The sequence below is a fragment of the Ruegeria sp. ABV4_181 genome (assembly GCF_056158465.1).
In genome coordinates this window covers 165,639-186,357 of the sequence record NZ_JBSWTI010000002.1, presented here as the reverse complement: position 1 = coordinate 186,357, position 20,719 = coordinate 165,639, and the positions used below count along the sequence as shown (strand labels likewise).

Here is a 20,719-nt window from a genome sequence, read left to right as displayed (position 1 = left end):
GAAATTATCTATCCCTTTCGTCAAAGGAATAGAGGCAGAGAAATCAATTGATCGTACGAAAGTTACTCCGCCGCGAGGGTCTGCGGATCAACCAGCGTGACGATATCCCCCATGATCGCGTTCAGTTCAAAATTCTTGGGGGTATAGATTTTGGAAACACCCATCGCCTTCAGCTTGGCTGCGTCGTCGTCCGGGATGATGCCGCCGACAACCACCGGGACGTTGTCCAGCCCGGCCTCGCGCAGGCGGGCCATGACATCCTGCACCAGCGGGACGTGGCTGCCCGACAGGATCGACAGGCCAATCACATGCGCCTTGTCCTCGATTGCGGCGGTCACGATTTCCTCGGGTGTCAGGCGAATTCCCTCGTAACTGATGTCCATGCCGCAGTCGCGGGCGCGAAAGGCGATCTGCTCGGCCCCGTTGGAATGTCCGTCCAGACCGGGCTTGCCGACCAGGAACTTCAGGCGGCGGCCCAGCTTGTCGCTGACCGTGTCCACCGCTGCGCGCAGGTCGTCCAGACCTTCGGTTTTGTTCGATACCGAGCCGGACACGCCGGTCGGGCCGCGATAGGTGCCGTAGACCTTGCGCATTTCCTCGGCCCATTCACCAGTGGTGACGCCGGCCTTTGCTGCGGCGATTGAGGGTTCCATCACATTGGCCCCGGATTGCGCCGCCTGCCGTAGCGCGGCCAGAGCCGCTGATACGGCTGCGTTGTCGCGTTCCGCACGCCATGCGTTCAGCCGGTCGATCTGTTCCTGCTCTACCGCCGGATCGACGACCATGATGCCGCCGTCCTCGGTCTGCAATGGCGAGGCTTCGCCATCTGTCCATTTGTTTACGCCAACTACAACAGTTTCGTTCCGCTCGATCCGGTTCAGGCGTTCGGCGTTTGAATCGACCAGACGGGATTTCATGTATTCGATCGAAGCGACCGCGCCCCCCATCGAATCCAGATTTGCCAGTTCAGCACGGGCGCCCTTTTTCAGTTCTTCGACCTTGGCGTCCACAGCCGGGTTGCCGTCGAACAGATCTCCATATTCCAGCAGGTCGGTTTCATAAGCCAGAATCTGCTGCATCCGCATCGACCACTGCTGATCCCACGGGCGCGGTAGGCCGAGCGCCTCGTTCCAGGCGGGCAATTGGACAGCCCGGGCGCGCGCCTTTTTCGACAGGGTCACGGCCAGCATCTCGATCAGGATACGGTAAACGTTGTTTTCCGGCTGCTGTTCGGTCAGGCCGAGCGAATTCACCTGAACGCCATATCGGAATCGACGGAATTTCGGGTTTTCCACGCCATAGCGCTGTTGCAGAATTTCATCCCAAAGGTCGACAAAGGCGCGCATTTTGCACATTTCGGTAACAAACCGAATGCCCGCGTTCACGAAGAACGAAATCCGCCCGCAAAGGGCTGGAAAATCCTCAGCCGGGACGCGGGGGCGCAATTCGTCCAGAACGGCAATGGCGGTGGCCAGCGCATAGGCCAGTTCCTGTTCAGGCGTCGCACCGGCCTCTTGCAGGTGATAGGAACACACGTTCATCGGGTTCCATTTCGGCACGTTGGAATAGCAATACTCGGCCACATCCGCGATCATTTTCAGGGATGGTTTCGGCGGGCAGACATAGGTACCGCGGCTCAGGTATTCCTTGATCAGATCGTTCTGAACCGTGCCCTGCAGCTTGGAGATATCCGCGCCCTGTTCTTCCGCCACAGCGATATAAAGCGCCAGCAGCCAGGGCGCTGTCGCGTTGATCGTCATGGAAGTGTTCATCTGTTCCAGCGGAATTTGATCGAACAGAACCCGCATGTCGCCCAGATGCCCGATCGGCACACCGACTTTGCCCACCTCGCCGCGCGCCAGCGTGTGATCGCTGTCATAACCCGTTTGCGTCGGCAGATCGAACGCCACGGACAACCCGGTCTGCCCCTTGGCCAGATTGCCCCGGTACAACGCGTTCGAGGCTTTGGCGGTGGAATGACCGGCATAGGTTCGGATGAGCCAGGGGCGATCTTTCTGCGTCTGCGTCATGGCGGAGCCTCGTGTTTCGGGTGGGCAACAAAATTACGTACAGGGGTTCTAAAGCGCAATTTTTGGGACATGTCAATTCGCTGCGTCGCGGCATAGTGGGTTCTTCTGTTTGTAGGACGAAACGTTTGGTGGCAGGGTGCGGGGCATGACCCAGACCGTGGAACTTCCGCTGTGGCTGTTTTTGCTGATCGTGGTGTTTGCCGCGGTCACACTTGCCTCGCATTTCCTGTTTCCTTCGGTGAGATGGTTTTTTCGCCGGCGCCTGGAGCGCGCGGTGAAGCGTCTGAACACCCGCCTGCAGCGGCCGATTCAGCCTTTCAAACTGGCGCGGCGTCACGACATGATCCAGCGACTGATCTATGATCCGCAGGTCGGACAGGCCGTGCAGGCCCACGCGCAGGAGACCGGAATTCCCGAGGCGGTCGCCTTTGAGCAGGCCCGGCGTTACGCCCGCGAGATTGTGCCATCCTTTTCCGCAGTGGCCTATTTCAGTGTCGCAATCCGGTTGGCCCGGATGCTGAGCAATGCGTTTTATGACGTGCGGCTGAGTTACAAGGACGAAGACGCGCTGAAGGGCATCGACCCGGATGCGACGGTCGTTTTTGTCATGAACCACCGCAGCAACATGGATTATGTTCTGGTCACTTATCTGGCCGCACAGCAATCCGCACTGTCTTATGCGGTGGGGGAATGGGCCCGTGTCTGGCCGCTCAGCCGCCTGATACGGGCCATGGGGGCTTATTTCATCCGGCGCAAGTCAGGCAGTGATCTGTATCGTCAGGTCCTGGCGTGTTACGTCCGCCACGCGACCGAGGCAGGCGTGACACAGGCAATGTTCCCGGAAGGCGGGCTGAGCCTGACCGGGGCGTTGGGGCGACCGAAACTGGGCCTGCTGAAATATATCATCGACGGCACCGCGCAGGATGGGCAGGATGTTGTGTTCGTTCCGGTCGCGCTGAATTATGACCGCGTGCTGGAAGACACGATTCTGACCAAGGCCGCGCTGGGAACGCAAAGACGGTTTCGCGCCCGTATCGGGGTCATCACCAGATGGATCCTCAAGCAGATCGCGCGACGGCTGGTCGGGCGGTACAAACGGTTTGGGATGGCCTCGGTCCGATACGGTCAGCCGATTTCGCTGCGGACTTTCCGCAAAGCGCATGAGAAGGACCTGATGACAGACCTGGCCAGGGATCTGATGGCCGGGATCGCGGCGGAAATTCCACTTGTGCCAGGTCCTGCGGCATGCTGGCTGCTGCGCGAAAAGGGGGAAATGCCCGAAGCGGACGCTGTTGAGGTGATCGCCAATCTGATGCGACGTGACGGAATTTCCACAACCCCGGACCGTGAACCTGTCCGGGCCGCCATAGATCAGCTGGTCGAGCGTCGTATTCTGAACCGCAGCGGCGGAGTATTATCCCTGTCAGGTCAAAGGGTTGATCTTCTGGAATTCTACGCAGCCTCGGCGCCGCTGAACGCAAAGCAAGTCATTGCTGCGACTGCGAAAGAAATTTCTGCATCCGCTGGGTCATAAAATTACAAAATGACGGCGAAATCTATTGCAATATTTCTTTTAGCCCAATATCTCATCCATAATGCAAGCGATTCTGCATCGCGGCAAAGGTTTAGGAGACAAGGAGGCCAACATGGCTTTGGACACCGACAGCGGCATCGCGTCGTACGAGGCACCGGAAAAAGACCTCTATGAAATGGGTGAAATCCCTCCGATGGGATTCGTCCCCAAGAAAATGTACGCCTGGGCTATCCGCAAAGAGCGTCACGGCGAACCCAACACGGCCATGCAGCTGGAAGTGGTGGATGTACCCAAGCTGGACAGCCACGAAGTGCTGGTTCTGGTGATGGCGGCCGGCGTCAACTACAACGGCGTCTGGGCGTCGCTGGGCAAGCCGATCAGCCCGTTTGATGGTCACGGTCAGCCGTTCCACATCGCCGGTTCCGACGCATCGGGCATCGTTTGGGCGGTTGGTGACAAGGTGCGCCGCTGGAAAGTCGGCGATGAGGTTGTGATCCATTGCAACCAGGACGACGGCGACGACGAGGCTTGCAACGGTGGCGACCCGATGTATTCGGACAGCCAGCGGATCTGGGGCTATGAGACGCCGGATGGCTCGTTTGCCCAGTTTACCAATGTGCAGGCCCAGCAGCTGATGCCGCGCCCCAAGCACCTGACCTGGGAAGAAAGCGCCTGCTACACGCTAACGCTGGCCACCGCCTACCGGATGCTGTTCGGGCACGAGCCGCATGACCTGAAGCCGGGTCAGAACGTTCTGGTCTGGGGCGCGTCGGGCGGTCTGGGGTCTTATGCGATCCAGCTCATCAATACCGCGGGTGCAAATGCGATTGGCGTGATCTCGGACGAAAGCAAGCGCGACTTCGTCATGGGACTGGGCGCAAAAGGCGTCATCAACCGCAAGGATTTCAACTGCTGGGGTCAATTGCCCACGGTCAACACGCCGGAATACGCCGAGTGGTTCAAGGAGGCCCGCAAGTTCGGCAAGGCCATCTGGGACATCACCGGCAAGGGCGTGAATGTCGACTTGGTGTTCGAACACCCGGGCGAAAGCACTTTCCCGGTGTCCACGTTTGTGGTGAAAAAGGGCGGCATGGTCGTGATCTGCGCTGGCACCACCGGCTATAACCTGACCTTCGACGTACGCTATATGTGGATGCACCAGAAACGCCTGCAGGGCTCGCATTTTGCCCACCTCAAACAGGCATCCGCCGCGAACCAGTTGATGGTCGAGCGCCGTCTGGATCCCTGCATGTCCGAGGTGTTTTCCTGGAGCGACCTGCCCGAGGCGCATATGAAGATGATGCGGAACGAACATAAGCCCGGCAATATGTCGGTTCTGGTTCAGGCCCCGCGGACGGGAATGCGCACTTTGGAAGAGGTTCTGGACGCGCGCGGGTAATTCACCAGAAAAAATGATCCAGCGCCCGCGAATCGCCCTGTCGGTTCTCGGGCGCTGAGTTTTTGGCGGTGATGTTAAATTTTTCAATGGGTTACAGATCGCACCCCCGCTGTTTTTGGGGAGTAGAAACCAGTGAATAGGCTGAAAAATACCTTACATGCTATGGTTGTGTTAACCCTTCGTTAACCGTTTCGGAGAGACCCTGATGGCGCAGAATGAGTGGATACTGGACGTTTTGTCGGACCTCAACGCCTTCGCTGTTGAGAACGGTTTGATCGCGCTCGCCGAGCAGCTGGATGACACCAAGCTGATCGCCGCCGCCGAGATTGCGTCCATGCAGACTGAGGTACGGGCGCCCGCGGATGGGAATAAATCTCGATATGGGCCAGGTCCTGGAGGACTTGGAAAACACCAGCACGCTTGACGAATTAAGCGACGTTGCGGTCCGGTTGCGGGATCGGCTGCAAGTTGAACATCTGATTTACCATTGGGTCGATGGTGCCGGCGATCAATACGGCTATACGACCTATCCCGATGCCTGGGCCGCACGTTATCAGGAAAGAAATTACCACCGAATTGATCCGGTCATATTGGGGTGTTTCCAACGGTTCCACCCGGTGGATTGGAAAACGCTGGACTGGTCCGGCAAAGTGGCGAAAGCCTTCTTGCAGGATGCCCGCAGCCACGGGGTCGGCAATCAGGGGTATTCGATCCCGATCCGCGGGCCGAAAGGGCAGTTTGCGCTGTTCACGGTCAATCATTCCTGCGACGACGCCAATTGGCAGAAGTTCATCGAAGCGTATGGGCGCGAGTTGATCCTGATCGCCCATTTCTTCAACCGAAAGGCCCTGGAATTCGAAAGCAACCGGCAACCGGACGCCGCGCGTGGTTTGTCCCCGCGAGAGGTGGACGCCATCACCCTGCTGGCCCTAGGCTATAGCCGGGCGCAAGTGGCGCATTCTCTGTCGATCTCGGAACATACGCTCCGGGTCTATATCGAAAGCGCCCGCGCCAAACTTGGGGCGCAGAATACCACCCATGCCATCGCCACGGCGTTGAGCAGAGGATTAATAGTGGTTTAAGGCCCGCGCGCCCTCCGAACCGGAAATTAACCATGACTTTGTACCCCCTTCGTTCCTGCACAGGACGACAAGGGGAAAAAAGTCATGTTGCGCTATCTGTATGCCGACGAGCTGCACAAGTATCCAGAATTGGCCAAGGGGATGTTCCGCGACCGCGCGGACCAGTTCAAAACCCGACTGGGCTGGGATGTTCACGTCAATGACAGGGGAGAGGAACGGGATCAGTATGACGATCTCAACCCCCTGTATGTCATTTGGGAGGAAGAGGATGGCAGCCACGGCGGGTCCATGCGCATTCTGCCGACCACCGGCCCAGTTATGGTAAACGAGGTGTTCGGGCACCTGACCGGCGGCCGTCCGATCCATAGCCCGCTGATCTGGGAAGTGACCCGGTTCTGCCTGTCGCGCCGGGCGAGCCCGCACACAGCCGGAGCCATCATGCTGAGCGGCGGTGAGGTGATGGAGGGGTTCGGCTTGACCCATATTGCCGGGGTGTTCGACGCGCGAATGATCCGGATTTACCGCCTGATCGGGTCGTCGCCTGTTGTTTTGGGCACCGAAGGGGCGGGGCGCGATCAGATTTCGGTCGGGCTGTGGCCTTATTCGGCTGACGATTGCAACCGCGTGGCTGAACGCGCCGGCATCCCGCGTGAGCTGTCCCGCCTGTGGTTCAAAACAGCGTTTGGGACGGGGCGGCAGCATCGGTTCGCCCTGTCCGCGTAATCGTCGGAAAACAAAAATCCATATCTGGTGATAGCTGGCGCGGCCCTGTAGGGTCGCGCCATGTCATTGCCCCCAGTCACCTTCTCCGATGATCAGGCCGCCGCGTATGACAGCATCGCCGAGATGCTGAAAACGGCCGGTGTCGATCTGGACGACGATGCCCTGCTGAAACTGCCGGGCAACGGAAAATCCGGCGTTATGGCGGTGATCGGCAAGGCGGGGTCGGGCAAAACACTGTTGCTGGCGAAATTGTACAAGGCGCTGGCCGAAACCGGCGTTCAGATCGTTTCCGGCGATTTTGAAAGCCGCAAAGCGCGGGAAAAGCGCAGCCTGGCCATCCTTGCCCCAACTAACAAGGCCGCCAGTGTTCTGCGCCTGCGAGGTGTGCCGGCGACGACGATTCACCGCATCCTCTATACCCCGGTCTATGACCCGGAATACGAACGGATCGCCGAATGGCTGGCCGGCAATGATGAGCGCCCCGAGATCGAAGGCCTGACGGACGAGGCGCTGGATCGTGCGGCTGCGTTTTATCAAAATAACAAGTCCATCCCCGGTGCCCTGGCCGCCGCCGGGCTGCGCGGATCGGATTTCATCACCGGCTGGAAACGCCGGGATGAGCCGCTGGACATCGGGTTCGTCGACGAAGCCTCGATGCTGGATGACCGGCAATTCGAAGACCTGCAGGAGATCTTTCCGACCCTCTTTTTGTTCGGTGATCCGGCGCAGCTGGCCCCGGTCAATCAGTCGGGCAGCATGGTGTTCGACGGGCTGCCCGAACCGCGCAAACAGGTATTGCACCGGGTCCACCGACAGGAGGCCGACAACCCGATTCTGGATCTGGCCCATGCTCTGGCCGATCCGCAGATGGGGTTCGAGGGTTTCGAACGTCTGGTCGAGCAGACCGCGCGAAAGGACGACCGCGTCTTCTGGGGGCAGCGGGTCGAGGTTGATCTGATGGCCCGCAGCCCGGTTCTGGTCTGGCGCAACGCCACGCGTATCCGTCTGATTCAGGCCTTCAGACAGGTGCATGGCGCGCCGGAAACCGAATTGCTGGAAGGCGAGCCGCTGATCTGTGATGGCATTGAACTGCCACTGAAGCACCGCAAGAAACGTCTGGACCTTGAGGCGCGCGGGCTGATCAAGGGCGCGCAGGTCATCTATCTGGGGCCGGGGCGCAAGCCGGGTTTTTCACGCCTGCACGTGATGGGGGCCGAAGACCCGCAAGTCAGCGCCGCGTCCATCGTCAAAATTGAAAAACCGGATGAGGAAGAGCCTTTCATTCCCTATGCCGCACGCATGGGCGCGACCTTTCTGCACGGCGCCGCGGTGACCATTCACAAGGCGCAGGGTTCGCAATGGGACACGGTTCAGGTCTTTGCGCCGGACATTTACGCCGCCGCTCGGATGGGCCGGACCGAGGCGGGGCAGCCGCTGTGGAAACGCCTGGCCTATGTGGCCATCACACGCGCGCAGGAACGTCTGATCTGGGTGGTTCGTAATCGGCTGGCCAAGCCCACCCATCCGCTGCGCGTGGACGATCTGCGGGCAGCGCCGGTGGCCTCGCTGACATTGGAGGCGGAGGAGATATGAATTCCATCATCGTAACCGGCGCAAGCTCCGGCATCGGAAAGGCCACGGCAGAGCTGTTTTTGTCCGAGGGCTGGACGGTGGGTTTGCTGGCCCGCAGCGCCGACAGGCTGCATCAGGTGGCATCCGGCCACGAAAACGCAATCGTATTGGTCGCGGATGTGACCGATGCGGATGCAGTTCAGACCGCCTTCGCGACGTTTCAGGATCATACGGGCCGACTGGATGTCCTGTTCAACAATGCAGGCATTTTCGCGCCCGGCGGCACGATTGACGAGATCGCGCTGGAGGACTGGTATCAGAGCGTCAACGTGAACCTGAACGGCATGTTCCTGTGCGCACGAGCGGCGTTTCGCGCCATGCGGCACCAATCTCCGCAGGGCGGGCGGATCATCAACAACGGATCGATTGCCGCGCATGTGCCGCGTCCCAATTCGGTCCATTATTCAGCAACGAAACATGCGATAACCGGCCTGACCCGCAGCCTGTCTCTGGATGGGCGCGATTTTGGGATTGCCTGCGGCCAGATTGATATCGGCAACGCCCGAACGCAGATGGTTCAGGGGCTGGTGGACGCGGCAACCGCCGCCGGGCAGCAACCTGATCCGACCATGGCCGTTGAAGATGCGGCGCGTTCGGTGCTGCACATGGCCAGCCTGCCGCTGGAAGCCAATGTGCAGTTCATGACCGTCATGGCGACCACGATGCCCTATATAGGCCGGGGTTAGCGATCAGTTTTCCCGCAACAGGCGGAACGCGGTCGATGCGCCCCATCCGGCCGCAATTGCAATGACCAGCGACATGAGCCCGTACCAGACCGGTTGCTGACGGGACATGTTGTAAAGGAACCGCTCCAACCCGACCTTGCGCACGTCGATTGTGGTCTGGAACTGCGATACGACCTCACCGCCACGGGTCAGGAATATCCGGGCGACATAGTCACCCTCGGTCAGGTCGGCAGGCATTTCGATCGAGGTACGGAACAGGGTCTGTTCGTCCACGGCCACCGTGTCCTCGCGGATCGAGTAGAGCCCCTCGTCTTCGCGGATACGCACAACGGCATCGGCAAAATCCTGTGCGCCGCGGATATGCATGGCCGCGCCAACCGAACGGATCGCCCGCTCGATCGAGATCCGGTTTCGCAGGTCTTCGGTGTCGGTCAGGATATCGTCCAGCGGCGCGCTGGTTGCCACTGCGTAGAAGCTGGGGGCGAGGTCGACCAGAACGCTGTCGGTATTGACCCAGATGCCCAGCTTTCGCGACTTGCGCCGGACGGTCACCGGGCTGGACGGTCCGGCCACCGCCACGATCACCTCAAGCGGCGGCCCGGACGGGATTGGGGATTCGCGTTTCACCGCGCCAAAAATCAGGATTTCCGAGCCGTCGAAATTGGCGGTGATGGCAACCCGATCCTGGCTGAGGCCCAGAACGACCTGTTCTTCCTCGGCCAGCGCCGGGGTGCAGCACAAAAGCAATATCAGAAGCAGACGTCTCAGCATGGTCAGTGCCCCCCGCCATTGCCAAGCGAGTAGAGTTCCGACGGTTCCAGCAAAAGGTCGAGGGCGAGCTTGCCGCAGACCACCAGCACGAGCGCGGCCAGCAATACCCGCAATTGCTCGGCCGGCATCCGTGAACCGATCACGGTTCCGATCTGGGCCCCGACAACGCCGCCAACCAGCAACAGAACGGCCAGAACGATATCGACCGTATAGTTGGTGGTGGCATGCAACATGGTGGTAAAGGCGGTCACGAAGATGATCTGGAACAGCGACGTACCCACCACGACCTTGGTGGGCATGCCCAGCAGATAGATCATCGCGGGCACCATGATGAAGCCGCCGCCGACACCCATGATGGCCGACAGGACCCCAACGCAAAGCCCGACCAGCATCGGCGGCAGAACCGAGATATAAAGGCCCGACGTGCGAAAACGCATCTTGAACGGCATCGCATGAACCCAACCGCGCTGGCGGCGTGGTGCAGGCCCCGTGCCCGGTCTTTTGGATTTGCGAAGGGCATTCAGGCTTTCGACGAACATCAGGCTGCCGACAACGCCAAGAAAGACGACATAGCACAGCGTCACCAACAGATCGACCTGACCCAGGCTCTTGAGGTAGTTGAACACCACGACCCCAAGCGCCGCGCCGATCAGGCCGCCGCTTAAAAGGACCGTCCCCATTTTGAAATCAACGGTCTTTCGTCGGAAATGCGCCAGAACGCCCGAAAAGGACGAGGCCACGATCTGATTGGCTTCGGTCGCAACGGCGACAGCAGGCGGAATGCCGATGAAAAACAGCAGCGGTGTCATCAGGAACCCGCCACCGACGCCGAACATGCCTGACAGGATACCGACCATCCCGCCCAGCCCCAGCAGAAGAAAGGCGTTCACAGAGACTTCGGCGATAGGAAGGTAAATCTGCATATTGAATTACCGGATGAGGCTGGCCGGAACGCGCAAAGCGCACCGCCCGGCCCCATGACATAATGGTGAGGCTTTGATGCGGCGCACGGGCGAAATACCCTGTGGCCGCATGGCGAAAATCGATCTGCCTTGCAGGGCGCGCGCAGTGCCGCGGGCAGTCAGATCAGGCTTGTTAATGAAATGCGCCCCGTATCCGGGGCGGTCCTGTGCTGCGATCACCCTGACTCGGGTTGGCCTTTGGCCGGCTATCACAGGAAACACATTCATACCTCTTTAGAACGGTTGCGGCATGCAAAATCAACTCTGCATGCCGCTCTGCAGCGAACAGGACTGAAATCAGTCTGAAACTGGACCTATCAGCGTTCTTTCACATAGGGCTCGCCACCGGCGCGCGGCGGGATTGCCTTGCCCACGAACCCGGCCAGAATGACCACGGTCAGGATATAGGGCAGGGCGTCCATGACCTGCACCGGGATCACCACACCGCCCAGATCGATGTTCTGGAAACGCAGCGCGATTGCCTGCAACAGACCGAACAGCAGACAGGCCCACATCGCATGCCACGGCCGCCATTTCGCAAAGATCAGCGCGGCCAGCGCGATGAACCCGCGCCCGGCGGTCATGTCCTTGACAAAACCCGCCTGCAGAGCGGTGGCCAGATAGGCCCCGGCGATACCGCACAGCACACCACAGATTGCGACAGCGGCGTAGCGCAGGCCTACGACCGAGACACCAGCCGTGTCCACCGCGGCGGGGTTTTCACCCACAGCGCGCAGGCGCAGACCGAAGCGGGTGCGAAACAGAACCCACCAGGTGGCAGGGACCATCAGGAATGCGACATAGACCAGAATCGAGTGGCCGGACAGAAGTTCGGAATAGACAAGATGCACGACATTGGTATCCGTCATCAGGTCCGAAACCGATCGTCCGGTCAGTTCCGCGTCCTCTGGCCCAATGGCATAGGGAAACTCAGCAGATTCAAAGCGCCCCCCACCAAACAACGAGGGCGTGCGGCCGCCCTGCTGGAACCAGCTTTGCGCCACCAGAACCGTCATGCCGGCCGCCAGAAAGTTGATGGCGACGCCCGAGATCAGCTGATTGCCCCGGAACGTGATCGAGGCCAGACCATGCAGCCCGGAAAGCAGCAGGGACGAGGCGATCCCAGCCAGAAGACCCAGCCAAACCGACCCGGTCACCGCCGCGATGGCTGCCGAGAAAAAGGCGGCCATCAGCATCTTGCCTTCAAGCCCGATGTCGAAAATACCGGCCCGTTCCGAATAAAGCCCCGCAAGGCAGGCCAGAAGCAGCGGCGTGGCCAGACGGATGGTCGAATCGAGGACCTGAATGAGTGTTACGAAGAACTCCATCACTCTGCCCCCTTCCGCAGGTTGAGGAACAGTCTCTCAAGCGGCATCCGCACCATGTTGTCCAGCGCCCCTGTAAACAGGATCACCAGCGCCTGAATGACGACGATCAGCTCGCGCGGGATCGAGGTCCACAGCGCCAGTTCAGCGCCGCCCTGATAGAGGAAGCCGAACAGGATCGCCGCCAGGAATACGCCGAACGGATGGGACCGGCCCATCAGCGCCACAGCGATGCCGATAAAGCCCGCACCTTCGGTGGAGTTCAAAACCAGCCGCTCTGCCTCGCCCATCACGTTGTTGATCGCCATCAGACCGGCCAGTGCGCCCGAGATCAGCATTGCGATGATGGTGATGCGGACCGGAGAGATGCCGGCATAGACCGCACCGGTTTCGGAATGGCCGTATGCACGGATTTCATAGCCCAGCCGCGTCCGCCAGATCAGGGCCCATACGACGACGCAGGCCAGAATGGCCACAAAGAACGAGATATTGGCCGGCGCGCCGCGGAACACCGCATTTTCGGCGGTCGAGAACATCGACTGGAAGGTTGGCAGATGTACGGTTTCGGCGAAACGCGCCGTTGCCGGGTCCTGTGACCCCTGCGGACGCATCACGTTAACCAGCATGTAGTTCAGAAGCGCCGCGGCAATAAAGTTGAACATGATCGTTGTGATCACGATATGGCTGCCGCGCTTGGCCTGCAGATAGGCCGGGATCGCAGCCCAGGCCGCGCCGAACAGCATCGAGGCCGCACAGGCAGCCAGCAGGGCAATGCTCCAATGCGGCCACGGCACGTACAGGCAGACGATGGCGACGCCAAGGCCACCCAGCATCGCCTGACCTTCGCCGCCGATGTTGAACAGCCGGGCGTGAAACGCCACCGCCACCGCCAGCCCGGTGAACATGAAATTGGTCGCGTAATAGAGCGTATAGCCCCAGCCATAGGTCGACCCCAGCGCGCCCGTCACCATCAGGTTTACGGCCTCCGCCGGGTTTTCACCGATGGCGAGGATGACCAGCGCCGATAGAATTGCGGCCAGTATCAGACTGATCAGCGGGATCAGAACGACATCGGCCCATTTGGGCATTTTATCCATGGTTCACGCGGCCTCTCCCGCAACGCCGGCCATCAGCAGGCCCAGTTCTTTTTCATCTGTCTCATGGGGCAGGCGCTCGCCCATGATATGTCCGTCAAACATCACCGCGATCCGGTCGGAGAGCGAGAAGATCTCCTCTAACTCGACCGAGACCAGCAGGATCGCTTTGCCCTGATCGCGCAGGGCGACGATCTGCTTGTGAATGAATTCGATCGCACCGATATCCACGCCCCGGGTCGGTTGCCCGACCAGCAACAGATCGGGGTTACGCTCGATCTCGCGCGCGACAACGATTTTCTGCTGGTTGCCGCCGGAAAAGTTCTTGGCGGCCAGCCAGCCATCGGGCGGGCGCACGTCGAATTTTTCGATCTTGGCCTCGGTGTCGGCGCGCAGCGCCGCGTTGTCCATGAAGATGCCACGCTTATAGGCGGGATCCCGATGATAGCCGAAGGCCACGTTTTCCCAGGCGTGGAAGTCCATGATCAGACCTTCGCGCTGCCGGTCTTCCGGCACATGTGCGATGTGCTGCGCGCGCCGGGCCTGGCCATCTGAACCAGGACCGCTAAGCGCCAGTGGCGCGCCGTTCAGCCGGATCATTCCCTGTCCGGGGCGCATCCCGCCCAGAACCTCCAGCAGTTCCGACTGGCCGTTGCCGGCAACACCGGCAATACCGACGATCTCGCCCGCGCGCACAGTCAGGTCGATGCCCTTGACCCGTTCGACACCGGCGTCGTCCGAAACCCGCAGGTTTTCGATTTCCAAAATGGGTTTGCCCGGCTGGGCGGGCACTTTGTCGACCTGTAGCAGCACCTTGCGGCCCACCATCAGTTCGGCCAGTTCCTGCGGGTTGGTTTCGGTCGTCTTAACGGTCGCGGTCATCTGACCCCGGCGCATCACCGATACCGTGTCCGTGGCGTCCATGATTTCCCGCAGTTTGTGGGTGATCAGGATGATGGTTTTTCCTTCGGCGCGCAGACGGTCGAGGATGCGGAACAGCTGATCGGCCTCGGCCGGGGTCAGCACGCCGGTGGGTTCGTCCAGAATCAAAATCTCGGCCCGGCGGTACAGCGCCTTGAGAATTTCAACACGCTGCTGCATGCCCACGCCGATCTCGTCGATTCGCATGTCGGGATCGACGAACAACTCGTATTCCTCTTCCAGCGCCTTCAGTTCCTTGCGCGCCTTGGCCAGAGACGGGGCCAGCAGGCCGCCATCTTCGGCACCCAGAACGATGTTTTCCAGAACGGTGAAGTTTTCGACCAGCTTAAAGTGCTGAAACACCATCCCGATGCCCGCGGCGATGGCCGCCTGGCTGTCAGGGATGTCGGTCTTTGATCCGTTGATCCAGATCTCACCTTTATCGGCTTTGTAGAAGCCGTAGAGAATGCTCATCAGCGTGGATTTGCCCGCACCGTTCTCTCCGATGATCCCGTGGATCGTGCCGGGGGCGACGCTGATGGAAATGTCTTTGTTGGCCTGAACCGGCCCAAAGGCTTTGGAGATCCCTTTGAGCTCAATGGCGGGGACGGTCATGTCTTGTCCTCAATTGCCGAAAGGGCCGCCCGGTCCAAGGCCGGAACGGCAAAGTGGATGCGGGGCGGAGGGCATTCCCCCGTCCCGCAGGATATCAGAACTGCAGTGCGGGGCAGCTGTCGTTCTCGTAATAGCTGACAACCGCGACATTGCCATCGATGATGTCCTGACGCGCCTTGTCGATCGCGCCTTTCATGTCGTCGGTCACCAGGGTTGCGTTGTTGTCGTCCATTGCGACGCCCACGCCCTCTTCGGCCAGACCCATGGCGAATACGCCGGTCTCAAGGTTTTCGCCTGCGCTCATGGCGTCATAGACGGCAACGTCCACGCGCTTCAGCATCGAGGTCAGTACCTTGCCCGGGTGCAGGTGGTTCTGGTTGCTGTCCACGCCGATCGACAGGATGCCCTCGTCGGCCGCGGTTTGCAGAACACCCACGCCAGTGCCGCCTGCAGCCGCATAGATCACGTCAGCGCCCTGGCTGATCTGGGCCTTGGTCAGTTCGGACCCTTTCACCGGGTCGTTCCACGCGGCCGGGGTGGTCCCGGTCATGTTGGCGACAACGTTGATGTCTGGGTTCACGGCCTTGGCGCCCTGCGCATAGCCGCAGCCAAAGTGGCGGATCAGCGGAATGTCCATGCCGCCGATAAAGCCCACGGTGCCCGATTCCGACGCCATGGCGGCCATCATGCCGACCAGATACGAGCCTTCGTGCTCGGCAAAGCTGACCTGGCGGATGTTCGGCGCGTCCAGCCAGTTCACGTCAACGGCGACGAACTTGGTGTCGGGATAGTCGCCCGCAACAGCCGAGAGCGGGTCAGCCATCGCGAAACCCATGGTGATGATGGGGTTGGCACCTGCTTCGGCAAAACGGCGCAGCGCCTGTTCGCGCTGGGCTTCGGACTGCAATTCGATCTCACGGTACGTTCCGCCGGTCTCGTCGGCCCAGCGCTGCGCACCGTTATGCGCGGCCTCGTTGAACGATTTGTCGAACTTGCCGCCCAGATCAAAGATCAGGGCCGGTTCGGCCATCGCCGCACCCGCAGTCAAAGCGACAGCGGCGGCGGCACCCATCAAGGATTTCATCAGGGTCATTTCATACTCCCGTTGGTTATTGTCGGTCGAGGCCAAGATAGCCCCGTTTACCCACTGTGAGCGAGCATAACTGTTGTGATGGCGGGAATTAAGGCTGTTTGCAACAGCCGTGGTCAACAGATTTTTGACCAAATGGTCGAAAAAAATCCGGAATTATGGCCTGCTCAGGTTGCATTCCATGGTGATCGCGTCGATTTTGTCAGCATTTTCATGCAGATAGTAACCCTTTCGCAAACCGCAGGGTCTATAGCCACATAGTTCGTACAGCGCGATGGCAGGGCGGTTGTCTGCCGCGACGTCCAGAAAAGCCCGGGCCGCGCCCAGGTGAACCGCCTTTGTGTGCCAATCCTGCATGACCTGTCGAGCCAGCCCTCGACGCTGAAACGCCGGACGGGTCGCGATGGTCAGCAACTCGGCCTCGTCAGCGACTACCTGAAAGACGGCAAATGATTGCGTGTTGCTAACGACATGCGTGAACTGGTTGCTCAGCAATCCGGCGAATTCCTCAGCGGTCCAAGGGCGCGACCGGCTGAACGCCGCCTTGTGAATGCTGGCGAGGTCCTGCGGTGTCATTCGTCCAGCAAGACCGGAGGTGCGTCTTTGGACGGGGCCGCGTCCGCGGGGCGGACATATAGCGGTGCAGGGGCCTCGGTCGTTGTCCGCCACCTTTGCGCCGTCAGACGTGCGATTGCGCGCACCTGCGCGTCGGGGTCATCGTTCAGGATCAGGGACCCAAGTGATTCTGCCTGTTCCTGGGCCATCAGTGCCGGTTCCTGACCGGGCATCGCAACATAGACCTGGTCGCGCGGGGCGCGGATTGCCGGCAATCCGTCACCGGTCTCAGCCAATGCGTCAAAGCCGGTAACACCCACGGCGGGAACGCCAAGCCCCAGCGCCAGTCCGCGCGCGGCCGAAACCGAGATACGGATGCCCGTGAAGTTGCCGGGCCCGATGCCGACGCCAATCGCCGACAGGTCGCGCCACGTAAACCCTGCCTGTGTCAGGATTTCCTCAAGCAGGGGCATCAGGCGTTCCGCCTGGCCGCGTGTCATTTCTTCGGTGCAGGAAGCAAGGATCGAGTCGCCACGCAGCAAAGCGGCCGCGCAATGCGCGGCCGATGTGTCAAATGCCAGAATGACCGGGTCAGACGGCAACGGGGCGAACCTCGGTCACTTCGGGGATGTAGTGGCGCAGCAGATTCTCGATCCCCATCTTCAGGGTCAGGGTCGAGGACGGGCAGCCCGCGCAGGCGCCTTGCATATGCAGATAGACAACACCGCGGTCGAACCCGTGAAACGTGATGTCGCCACCATCCTGAGCCACCGCCGGGCGCACACGGCTGTCCAGCAGGTCTTTGATCTGGTTGACGATTTCAGCGTCTTCGCCGGTGTGTTCAGCGTGGCCCGAGGCCGTCGTGGCATCCGCGCCCATGACCGGCTGGCCGGACTGGTAATGTTCCATAACCGCGCCCAGGATCGCCGGTTTGATATGGTCCCATTGGATGTCGTCGGCTTTGGTCACGGTCACGAAGTCGTTGCCAAAGAACACACCGGTCACGCCGTTCACCGCGAAAATCCGCTTGGCCAAAGGCGATTTTTCCCCGGCCTCCGCCGTCGGGAAATCAGCCGTGCCTGCCTCCAGCACGGTCTGGCCGGGCAGGAATTTCAGGGTTGCGGGGTTCGGCGTGGATTCGGTCTGGATGAACATGTCACGGCTCCGTTTCAGTTGCCTCTGATATGCGGGTCCGCGCGGGCGAAGTCAAGATTTGGAACCGTTCTAAATTTCCGCTGCCAGCCGCATCGCCTCATCCAGACGGTCATCGCCCCAGAACAGCTCATCCCCGACAAGGAAACTGGGCGCGCCGAACAGTCCCTGGGCCTGCGCCGTCTTTGTCTGTTCGATCAGAGCCGCCTTGATTTCAGGATCCTGTGTGCGCGTCAGTGTGGCGGCAGGCAAATTGACCCCGGAGAGGCAATCGATCAGCACCTTGTCATCCGAAATGTTCAGCCCATCGACGAACTCCGCGGCGTAGACGGCGCGCACAAAAGCCGCCCTTTGGGCCTGCGCTTCGATTGCCAGAACCAGTCGCGCGGCCTTCAACCCGTTCTGCGGGAACGGATCGGGCCGGGTGAAGGTCAGGCCGCGCTGATCCGACAACCGCTCCATGTCGCGCCACATATAGCGCCCTTTGGCCGGGTACAGGTTGAACGGCGAATTGTCCCAGCCCTGGGCGGCAAAGATCGGCCCCAGCAAAAAGGGCTGCCATTCCACCGCAACCCCGTGCTGCGCCGCCAGATCCTCGATGCGCATGGCGCTGAGATAGGAATAGGTCGAGGCGAATTCGAACCAGAACTGGATTTTGCGTGGCATCGCGGCGGCTCAGGTGATTTCTTCCAGCTTTTCCTTGCTCAGATCACCGGGCACAATGGTGATCGGAATAGGCAGGCTGCCGGAATTCTTGGTCAGTTGCGTCACCAGCGGCCCGGGGCCTTTCTTTTCGACGCCCGCACCCAATACAAGCACGCCGATCTCAGGGTCGGACTGGACATGTTCGATGATCTGCGGAACCGGGTCGCCTTCGCGGATGGCCAGTTCGGGGTCGACATTCTGCTTGTCGCGCATCCATTTGGCAAAAACCTCGTAATGGGCATGGATACGTTCGCGCGCCTCTTCCCGCATCACTTCAGCCACGCCGATCCAGTGGTTGAACTCATCCGGCGGGATGACCGACAGGATCGTCACGCCACCCCCGGTATGGGCGGCACGCATGGCGGCAAAGCGCATGGCGTTCAGGCATTCGCGGCTGTCATCCAGAACGACTAGGAACTTGCGCATGGGGTGTCCTCATTCATTTCGGGCGATCATGCCCGACCAAATCCGTGCTGGCAACACGGGCATTTCCTAGCGGGTGCTGGTGGCCCAGTCCCAATACAGCTCGCGCGCGCGGCGGGCCACCGGACCGACCTGATACTGGGTGTCTTCCAGCGCTGTGACCGGGGTGATCTTGCTCATGTTTCCGGTCATGAAAACCTCGTCCGCCGCGTGGAAATCATCGAAGCCGAGGACCGTTTCATGGACGGTCACGCCGTCCGCGCGCAGGTTGTCGATATGCCGGGCGCGGGTGATGCCGGCCAGAAAGGTGCCGTTCGGGGTCGGTGTAAACACCTCGCCGTCGCGGACCAAGAAGATATTGGCGGTTGCCGTTTCCGCCACATGGCCAAGTGCATCCGCCACCAAAGCGTTGGAAAAGCCTCTGGCGCGGACCTCTTGCAGCATGCGCGCGTTATTGGGGTACAGACACCCGGCCTTGGCGTTGACGACCGAAGATTCCAGAACCGGACGGCGAAACCGGGTCAGGCCCAGAGTAGCCGAGGCGGTTTCGGGCGCCATCGGGATTTCTTCCAGGCAGATGGCAAATCCGGTGCTGTTTTCCTGCGGCACAATGGCGGTCGCATCGCCGTCGATCCCCCAGTACATCGGACGAATATAGACGGCGGCATCCGGGCCATAGGCGTCAAGCCCTTCGCGGACAATTTCGACCATCTGTTCGGTTGTCATGCCGGGCGTCAGCATCAGCGCCTCGGCTGATCGGTTGACCCGGGCGCAGTGGGCTTCCAGATCGGGGGCCATTCCGTCGAAATACCGCGCGCCGTCAAAAACCGACGAACCCAGCCACGCCCCATGATCGGCGGCCCGCATGATCGGGGCATCTCCGTCATGCCATTGACCCTCGAAATAGGTGCGGATGTTTTTGCCGACTGCCATGACGCCCTCCCAAGCTTTGGGCAAACCTAGGAAGAGCTTGCGGCGACGTCCAGCGTAATCAGCCCTGTTTCGCGCCGACCATGCCGACGATGTCGTAGGCCTGTTGCAGGATAGGTGCCGCGATCGCGCGAGCCCGTTCCGCACCGCGCGCCAGAATCTGCTCGATCTCTGCCTGTTCGCCCATCAGGCGGGCCATTTCAGACGAGATCGGCGACAGTTTCGCCACCGCCAGTTCCGCGAGCATCGGCTTGAACTCACCGAATTGCTTGCCACCGACCTCGGCCAGCACCTGCTCGGCTGTCTGATCACTGAGCGCGGCGTAGATGTTCACCAGGTTGCGCGCTTCGGGGCGTTCGGCCAGACCATCGATTTCCGAAGGCAGCGCATCCGGGTCGGTCTTGGCCTTGCGGATTTTCTTGGCGATCTCGTCGGCATCGTCGGTCATGTTGATCCGGGTCATGTCGGACGGGTCCGAAGACGACATCTTGCGCGTCCCGTCGCGCAGGTTCATCACGCGCGGGGCGGGGCCTCCGATGACCGGTTCCGTCACCGGAAAGAAGTCCACGCCGTAATCGTGGTTGAACTTGATGGCAATGTCGCGGGTCAGCTCAAGGTGCTGTTTCTGGTCTTCGCCCACCGGCACATGGGTCGCGTGATAGGTCAGAATGTCCGCCGCCATCAGCGCCGGGTAGGCAAACAGCCCCAGCGAGGCGTTCTGTGCATTCTTGCCTGCCTTATCCTTGAACTGCGTCATCCGCTGCATCCAGCCCATCCGGGCGATGCAGTTGAAGATCCAGGCCAGCTGCGTGTGTTCGGCCACCTGGCTTTGGTTGAACAGGATCGATTTCTCGGGGTCCAGACCGGCGGCGATGAAACCCGCGCAGACCTCGCGCGTCTTTTCGCGCAGGCGGGCCGGGTCCTGCCAGACGGTGATCGCGTGCAGGTCAACCATGCAATAGATGGTCTCGAACTCAGGGCCCTGCATATCCACAAACCGCTTGAGCGCACCAAGGTAGTTGCCAAGGTGCAGGTTTCCCGACGGCTGGATGCCGGAAAACACGCGCGGTGTGAACTGGGTCTCGGTCAT

21 protein-coding genes are annotated in these 20,719 nt (G+C 60.6%); 7 read left to right on the top strand and 14 right to left on the bottom strand.

The window, feature by feature from the left end; genetic code table 11:
* Positions 1 to 62: 62 nt before the first annotated feature.
* Positions 63 to 2,030, bottom strand: a complete 1,968-nt coding sequence (locus ACXAC3_RS00895; RefSeq protein ID WP_475154477.1) for a methylmalonyl-CoA mutase family protein — start codon at positions 2,028 to 2,030, stop codon at positions 63 to 65.
* Between the two features lie 145 nt (positions 2,031 to 2,175).
* On the opposite strand from ACXAC3_RS00895, the gene ACXAC3_RS00890 reads away from it, so the two are divergent.
* The 7 genes from ACXAC3_RS00890 (at position 2,176) to ACXAC3_RS00860 (ending at position 9,086) form a co-directional block, all read left to right on the top strand.
* A complete protein-coding gene (locus ACXAC3_RS00890) occupies positions 2,176 to 3,564 on the top strand; it encodes a 1-acyl-sn-glycerol-3-phosphate acyltransferase (protein WP_475154471.1) in 1,389 nt (462 codons plus the stop codon).
* A gap of 112 nt (positions 3,565 to 3,676) precedes the next feature.
* Positions 3,677 to 4,963 carry a crotonyl-CoA carboxylase/reductase gene (gene ccrA, locus ACXAC3_RS00885; RefSeq protein ID WP_475154469.1) on the top strand — a complete coding sequence of 429 codons (1,287 nt, stop codon included), beginning with the start codon at positions 3,677 to 3,679 and terminating at the stop codon, positions 4,961 to 4,963.
* A 205-nt stretch (positions 4,964 to 5,168) separates the two neighbouring features.
* Complete coding sequence (locus tag ACXAC3_RS00880; RefSeq protein ID WP_475154463.1) at positions 5,169 to 5,387, top strand: hypothetical protein; 219 nt, start codon at positions 5,169 to 5,171, stop codon at positions 5,385 to 5,387.
* Positions 5,344 to 6,045, top strand: a complete 702-nt coding sequence (locus tag ACXAC3_RS00875) for a helix-turn-helix transcriptional regulator (protein WP_475154460.1) — start codon at positions 5,344 to 5,346, stop codon at positions 6,043 to 6,045. The genes ACXAC3_RS00880 and ACXAC3_RS00875 overlap by 44 nt, the downstream gene beginning before the upstream one ends.
* Positions 6,046 to 6,129: 84 nt before the next feature.
* Positions 6,130 to 6,768, top strand: a complete 639-nt coding sequence (locus ACXAC3_RS00870) for an acyl-homoserine-lactone synthase (protein WP_475154458.1) — start codon at positions 6,130 to 6,132, stop codon at positions 6,766 to 6,768.
* A gap of 60 nt (positions 6,769 to 6,828) precedes the next feature.
* Positions 6,829 to 8,361, top strand: coding sequence for an AAA family ATPase (locus ACXAC3_RS00865; protein WP_475154456.1), 1,533 nt, complete (start codon positions 6,829 to 6,831; stop codon positions 8,359 to 8,361).
* Positions 8,358 to 9,086, top strand: coding sequence for an SDR family oxidoreductase (locus ACXAC3_RS00860; protein ID WP_475154454.1), 729 nt, complete (start codon positions 8,358 to 8,360; stop codon positions 9,084 to 9,086). Before ACXAC3_RS00865 ends, ACXAC3_RS00860 begins: the two co-directional genes overlap by 4 nt.
* 3 nt (positions 9,087 to 9,089) lie before the next feature.
* On the opposite strand, the gene ACXAC3_RS00855 is transcribed toward ACXAC3_RS00860, so the two are convergent.
* From ACXAC3_RS00855 to trpS, 13 genes are all read right to left on the bottom strand, one after another.
* Positions 9,090 to 9,857: a TIGR02186 family protein gene (locus ACXAC3_RS00855; protein WP_475154453.1), complete on the bottom strand. Its 768-nt coding sequence runs from the start codon at positions 9,855 to 9,857 to the stop codon at positions 9,090 to 9,092.
* Positions 9,858 to 9,859: 2 nt separating this feature from the next.
* Complete coding sequence (locus ACXAC3_RS00850) at positions 9,860 to 10,780, bottom strand: sulfite exporter TauE/SafE family protein (protein ID WP_475154451.1); 921 nt, start codon at positions 10,778 to 10,780, stop codon at positions 9,860 to 9,862.
* Positions 10,781 to 11,136: 356 nt separating this feature from the next.
* Positions 11,137 to 12,147 carry an ABC transporter permease gene (locus tag ACXAC3_RS00845; protein ID WP_475154449.1) on the bottom strand — a complete coding sequence of 337 codons (1,011 nt, stop codon included), beginning with the start codon at positions 12,145 to 12,147 and terminating at the stop codon, positions 11,137 to 11,139.
* Positions 12,147 to 13,241: an ABC transporter permease gene (locus ACXAC3_RS00840; protein WP_475154447.1), complete on the bottom strand. Its 1,095-nt coding sequence runs from the start codon at positions 13,239 to 13,241 to the stop codon at positions 12,147 to 12,149. Before ACXAC3_RS00840 ends, ACXAC3_RS00845 begins: the two co-directional genes overlap by 1 nt.
* A 3-nt stretch (positions 13,242 to 13,244) precedes the next feature.
* The gene (locus ACXAC3_RS00835; protein ID WP_475154444.1) at positions 13,245 to 14,774 is read right to left on the bottom strand and encodes an ABC transporter ATP-binding protein; all 1,530 of its coding nucleotides are present in this window, start codon (positions 14,772 to 14,774) and stop codon (positions 13,245 to 13,247) included.
* 94 nt (positions 14,775 to 14,868) lie between these two features.
* A complete protein-coding gene (locus tag ACXAC3_RS00830; protein WP_475154442.1) occupies positions 14,869 to 15,867 on the bottom strand; it encodes a BMP family lipoprotein in 999 nt (332 codons plus the stop codon).
* Positions 15,868 to 16,020: 153 nt separating this feature from the next.
* The gene (locus tag ACXAC3_RS00825) at positions 16,021 to 16,440 is read right to left on the bottom strand and encodes a GNAT family N-acetyltransferase (protein ID WP_475154438.1); all 420 of its coding nucleotides are present in this window, start codon (positions 16,438 to 16,440) and stop codon (positions 16,021 to 16,023) included.
* Complete coding sequence (gene tsaB, locus ACXAC3_RS00820) at positions 16,437 to 17,021, bottom strand: tRNA (adenosine(37)-N6)-threonylcarbamoyltransferase complex dimerization subunit type 1 TsaB (RefSeq protein ID WP_475154433.1); 585 nt, start codon at positions 17,019 to 17,021, stop codon at positions 16,437 to 16,439. The genes ACXAC3_RS00825 and tsaB overlap by 4 nt, the downstream gene beginning before the upstream one ends.
* Positions 17,011 to 17,574 carry a NifU family protein gene (locus ACXAC3_RS00815; RefSeq protein ID WP_475154430.1) on the bottom strand — a complete coding sequence of 188 codons (564 nt, stop codon included), beginning with the start codon at positions 17,572 to 17,574 and terminating at the stop codon, positions 17,011 to 17,013. Before ACXAC3_RS00815 ends, tsaB begins: the two co-directional genes overlap by 11 nt.
* A gap of 69 nt (positions 17,575 to 17,643) precedes the next feature.
* Positions 17,644 to 18,237: a DsbA family protein gene (locus ACXAC3_RS00810; RefSeq protein WP_475154427.1), complete on the bottom strand. Its 594-nt coding sequence runs from the start codon at positions 18,235 to 18,237 to the stop codon at positions 17,644 to 17,646.
* A 9-nt stretch (positions 18,238 to 18,246) separates the two neighbouring features.
* Positions 18,247 to 18,702, bottom strand: a complete 456-nt coding sequence (locus ACXAC3_RS00805; RefSeq protein ID WP_475154425.1) for a universal stress protein — start codon at positions 18,700 to 18,702, stop codon at positions 18,247 to 18,249.
* Between the two features lie 66 nt (positions 18,703 to 18,768).
* A complete protein-coding gene (locus ACXAC3_RS00800; RefSeq protein ID WP_475154423.1) occupies positions 18,769 to 19,632 on the bottom strand; it encodes a branched-chain amino acid aminotransferase in 864 nt (287 codons plus the stop codon).
* 58 nt (positions 19,633 to 19,690) lie between these two features.
* Positions 19,691 to 20,719: a tryptophan--tRNA ligase gene (gene trpS, locus ACXAC3_RS00795; protein ID WP_475154421.1), complete on the bottom strand. Its 1,029-nt coding sequence runs from the start codon at positions 20,717 to 20,719 to the stop codon at positions 19,691 to 19,693.

Coding starts and splice junctions, on each gene's coding strand:
- ACXAC3_RS00895 (WP_475154477.1), bottom strand. CDS start 2,030: ATGACGCAGACGCAGAAAGATCGCCCCTGGCTCATCCGAACCTATGCC.
- ACXAC3_RS00890 (WP_475154471.1), top strand. CDS start 2,176: ATGACCCAGACCGTGGAACTTCCGCTGTGGCTGTTTTTGCTGATCGTG.
- ccrA (WP_475154469.1), top strand. CDS start 3,677: ATGGCTTTGGACACCGACAGCGGCATCGCGTCGTACGAGGCACCGGAA.
- ACXAC3_RS00880 (WP_475154463.1), top strand. CDS start 5,169: ATGGCGCAGAATGAGTGGATACTGGACGTTTTGTCGGACCTCAACGCC.
- ACXAC3_RS00875 (WP_475154460.1), top strand. CDS start 5,344: ATGGGCCAGGTCCTGGAGGACTTGGAAAACACCAGCACGCTTGACGAA.
- ACXAC3_RS00870 (WP_475154458.1), top strand. CDS start 6,130: ATGTTGCGCTATCTGTATGCCGACGAGCTGCACAAGTATCCAGAATTG.
- ACXAC3_RS00865 (WP_475154456.1), top strand. CDS start 6,829: ATGTCATTGCCCCCAGTCACCTTCTCCGATGATCAGGCCGCCGCGTAT.
- ACXAC3_RS00860 (WP_475154454.1), top strand. CDS start 8,358: ATGAATTCCATCATCGTAACCGGCGCAAGCTCCGGCATCGGAAAGGCC.
- ACXAC3_RS00855 (WP_475154453.1), bottom strand. CDS start 9,857: ATGCTGAGACGTCTGCTTCTGATATTGCTTTTGTGCTGCACCCCGGCG.
- ACXAC3_RS00850 (WP_475154451.1), bottom strand. CDS start 10,780: ATGCAGATTTACCTTCCTATCGCCGAAGTCTCTGTGAACGCCTTTCTT.
- ACXAC3_RS00845 (WP_475154449.1), bottom strand. CDS start 12,147: ATGGAGTTCTTCGTAACACTCATTCAGGTCCTCGATTCGACCATCCGT.
- ACXAC3_RS00840 (WP_475154447.1), bottom strand. CDS start 13,241: ATGGATAAAATGCCCAAATGGGCCGATGTCGTTCTGATCCCGCTGATC.
- ACXAC3_RS00835 (WP_475154444.1), bottom strand. CDS start 14,774: ATGACCGTCCCCGCCATTGAGCTCAAAGGGATCTCCAAAGCCTTTGGG.
- ACXAC3_RS00830 (WP_475154442.1), bottom strand. CDS start 15,867: ATGACCCTGATGAAATCCTTGATGGGTGCCGCCGCCGCTGTCGCTTTG.
- ACXAC3_RS00825 (WP_475154438.1), bottom strand. CDS start 16,440: ATGACACCGCAGGACCTCGCCAGCATTCACAAGGCGGCGTTCAGCCGG.
- ACXAC3_RS00815 (WP_475154430.1), bottom strand. CDS start 17,574: ATGTTCATCCAGACCGAATCCACGCCGAACCCCGCAACCCTGAAATTC.
- ACXAC3_RS00810 (WP_475154427.1), bottom strand. CDS start 18,237: ATGCCACGCAAAATCCAGTTCTGGTTCGAATTCGCCTCGACCTATTCC.
- ACXAC3_RS00805 (WP_475154425.1), bottom strand. CDS start 18,702: ATGCGCAAGTTCCTAGTCGTTCTGGATGACAGCCGCGAATGCCTGAAC.
- ACXAC3_RS00800 (WP_475154423.1), bottom strand. CDS start 19,632: ATGGCAGTCGGCAAAAACATCCGCACCTATTTCGAGGGTCAATGGCAT.
- trpS (WP_475154421.1), bottom strand. CDS start 20,719: ATGACCGAGACCCAGTTCACACCGCGCGTGTTTTCCGGCATCCAGCCG.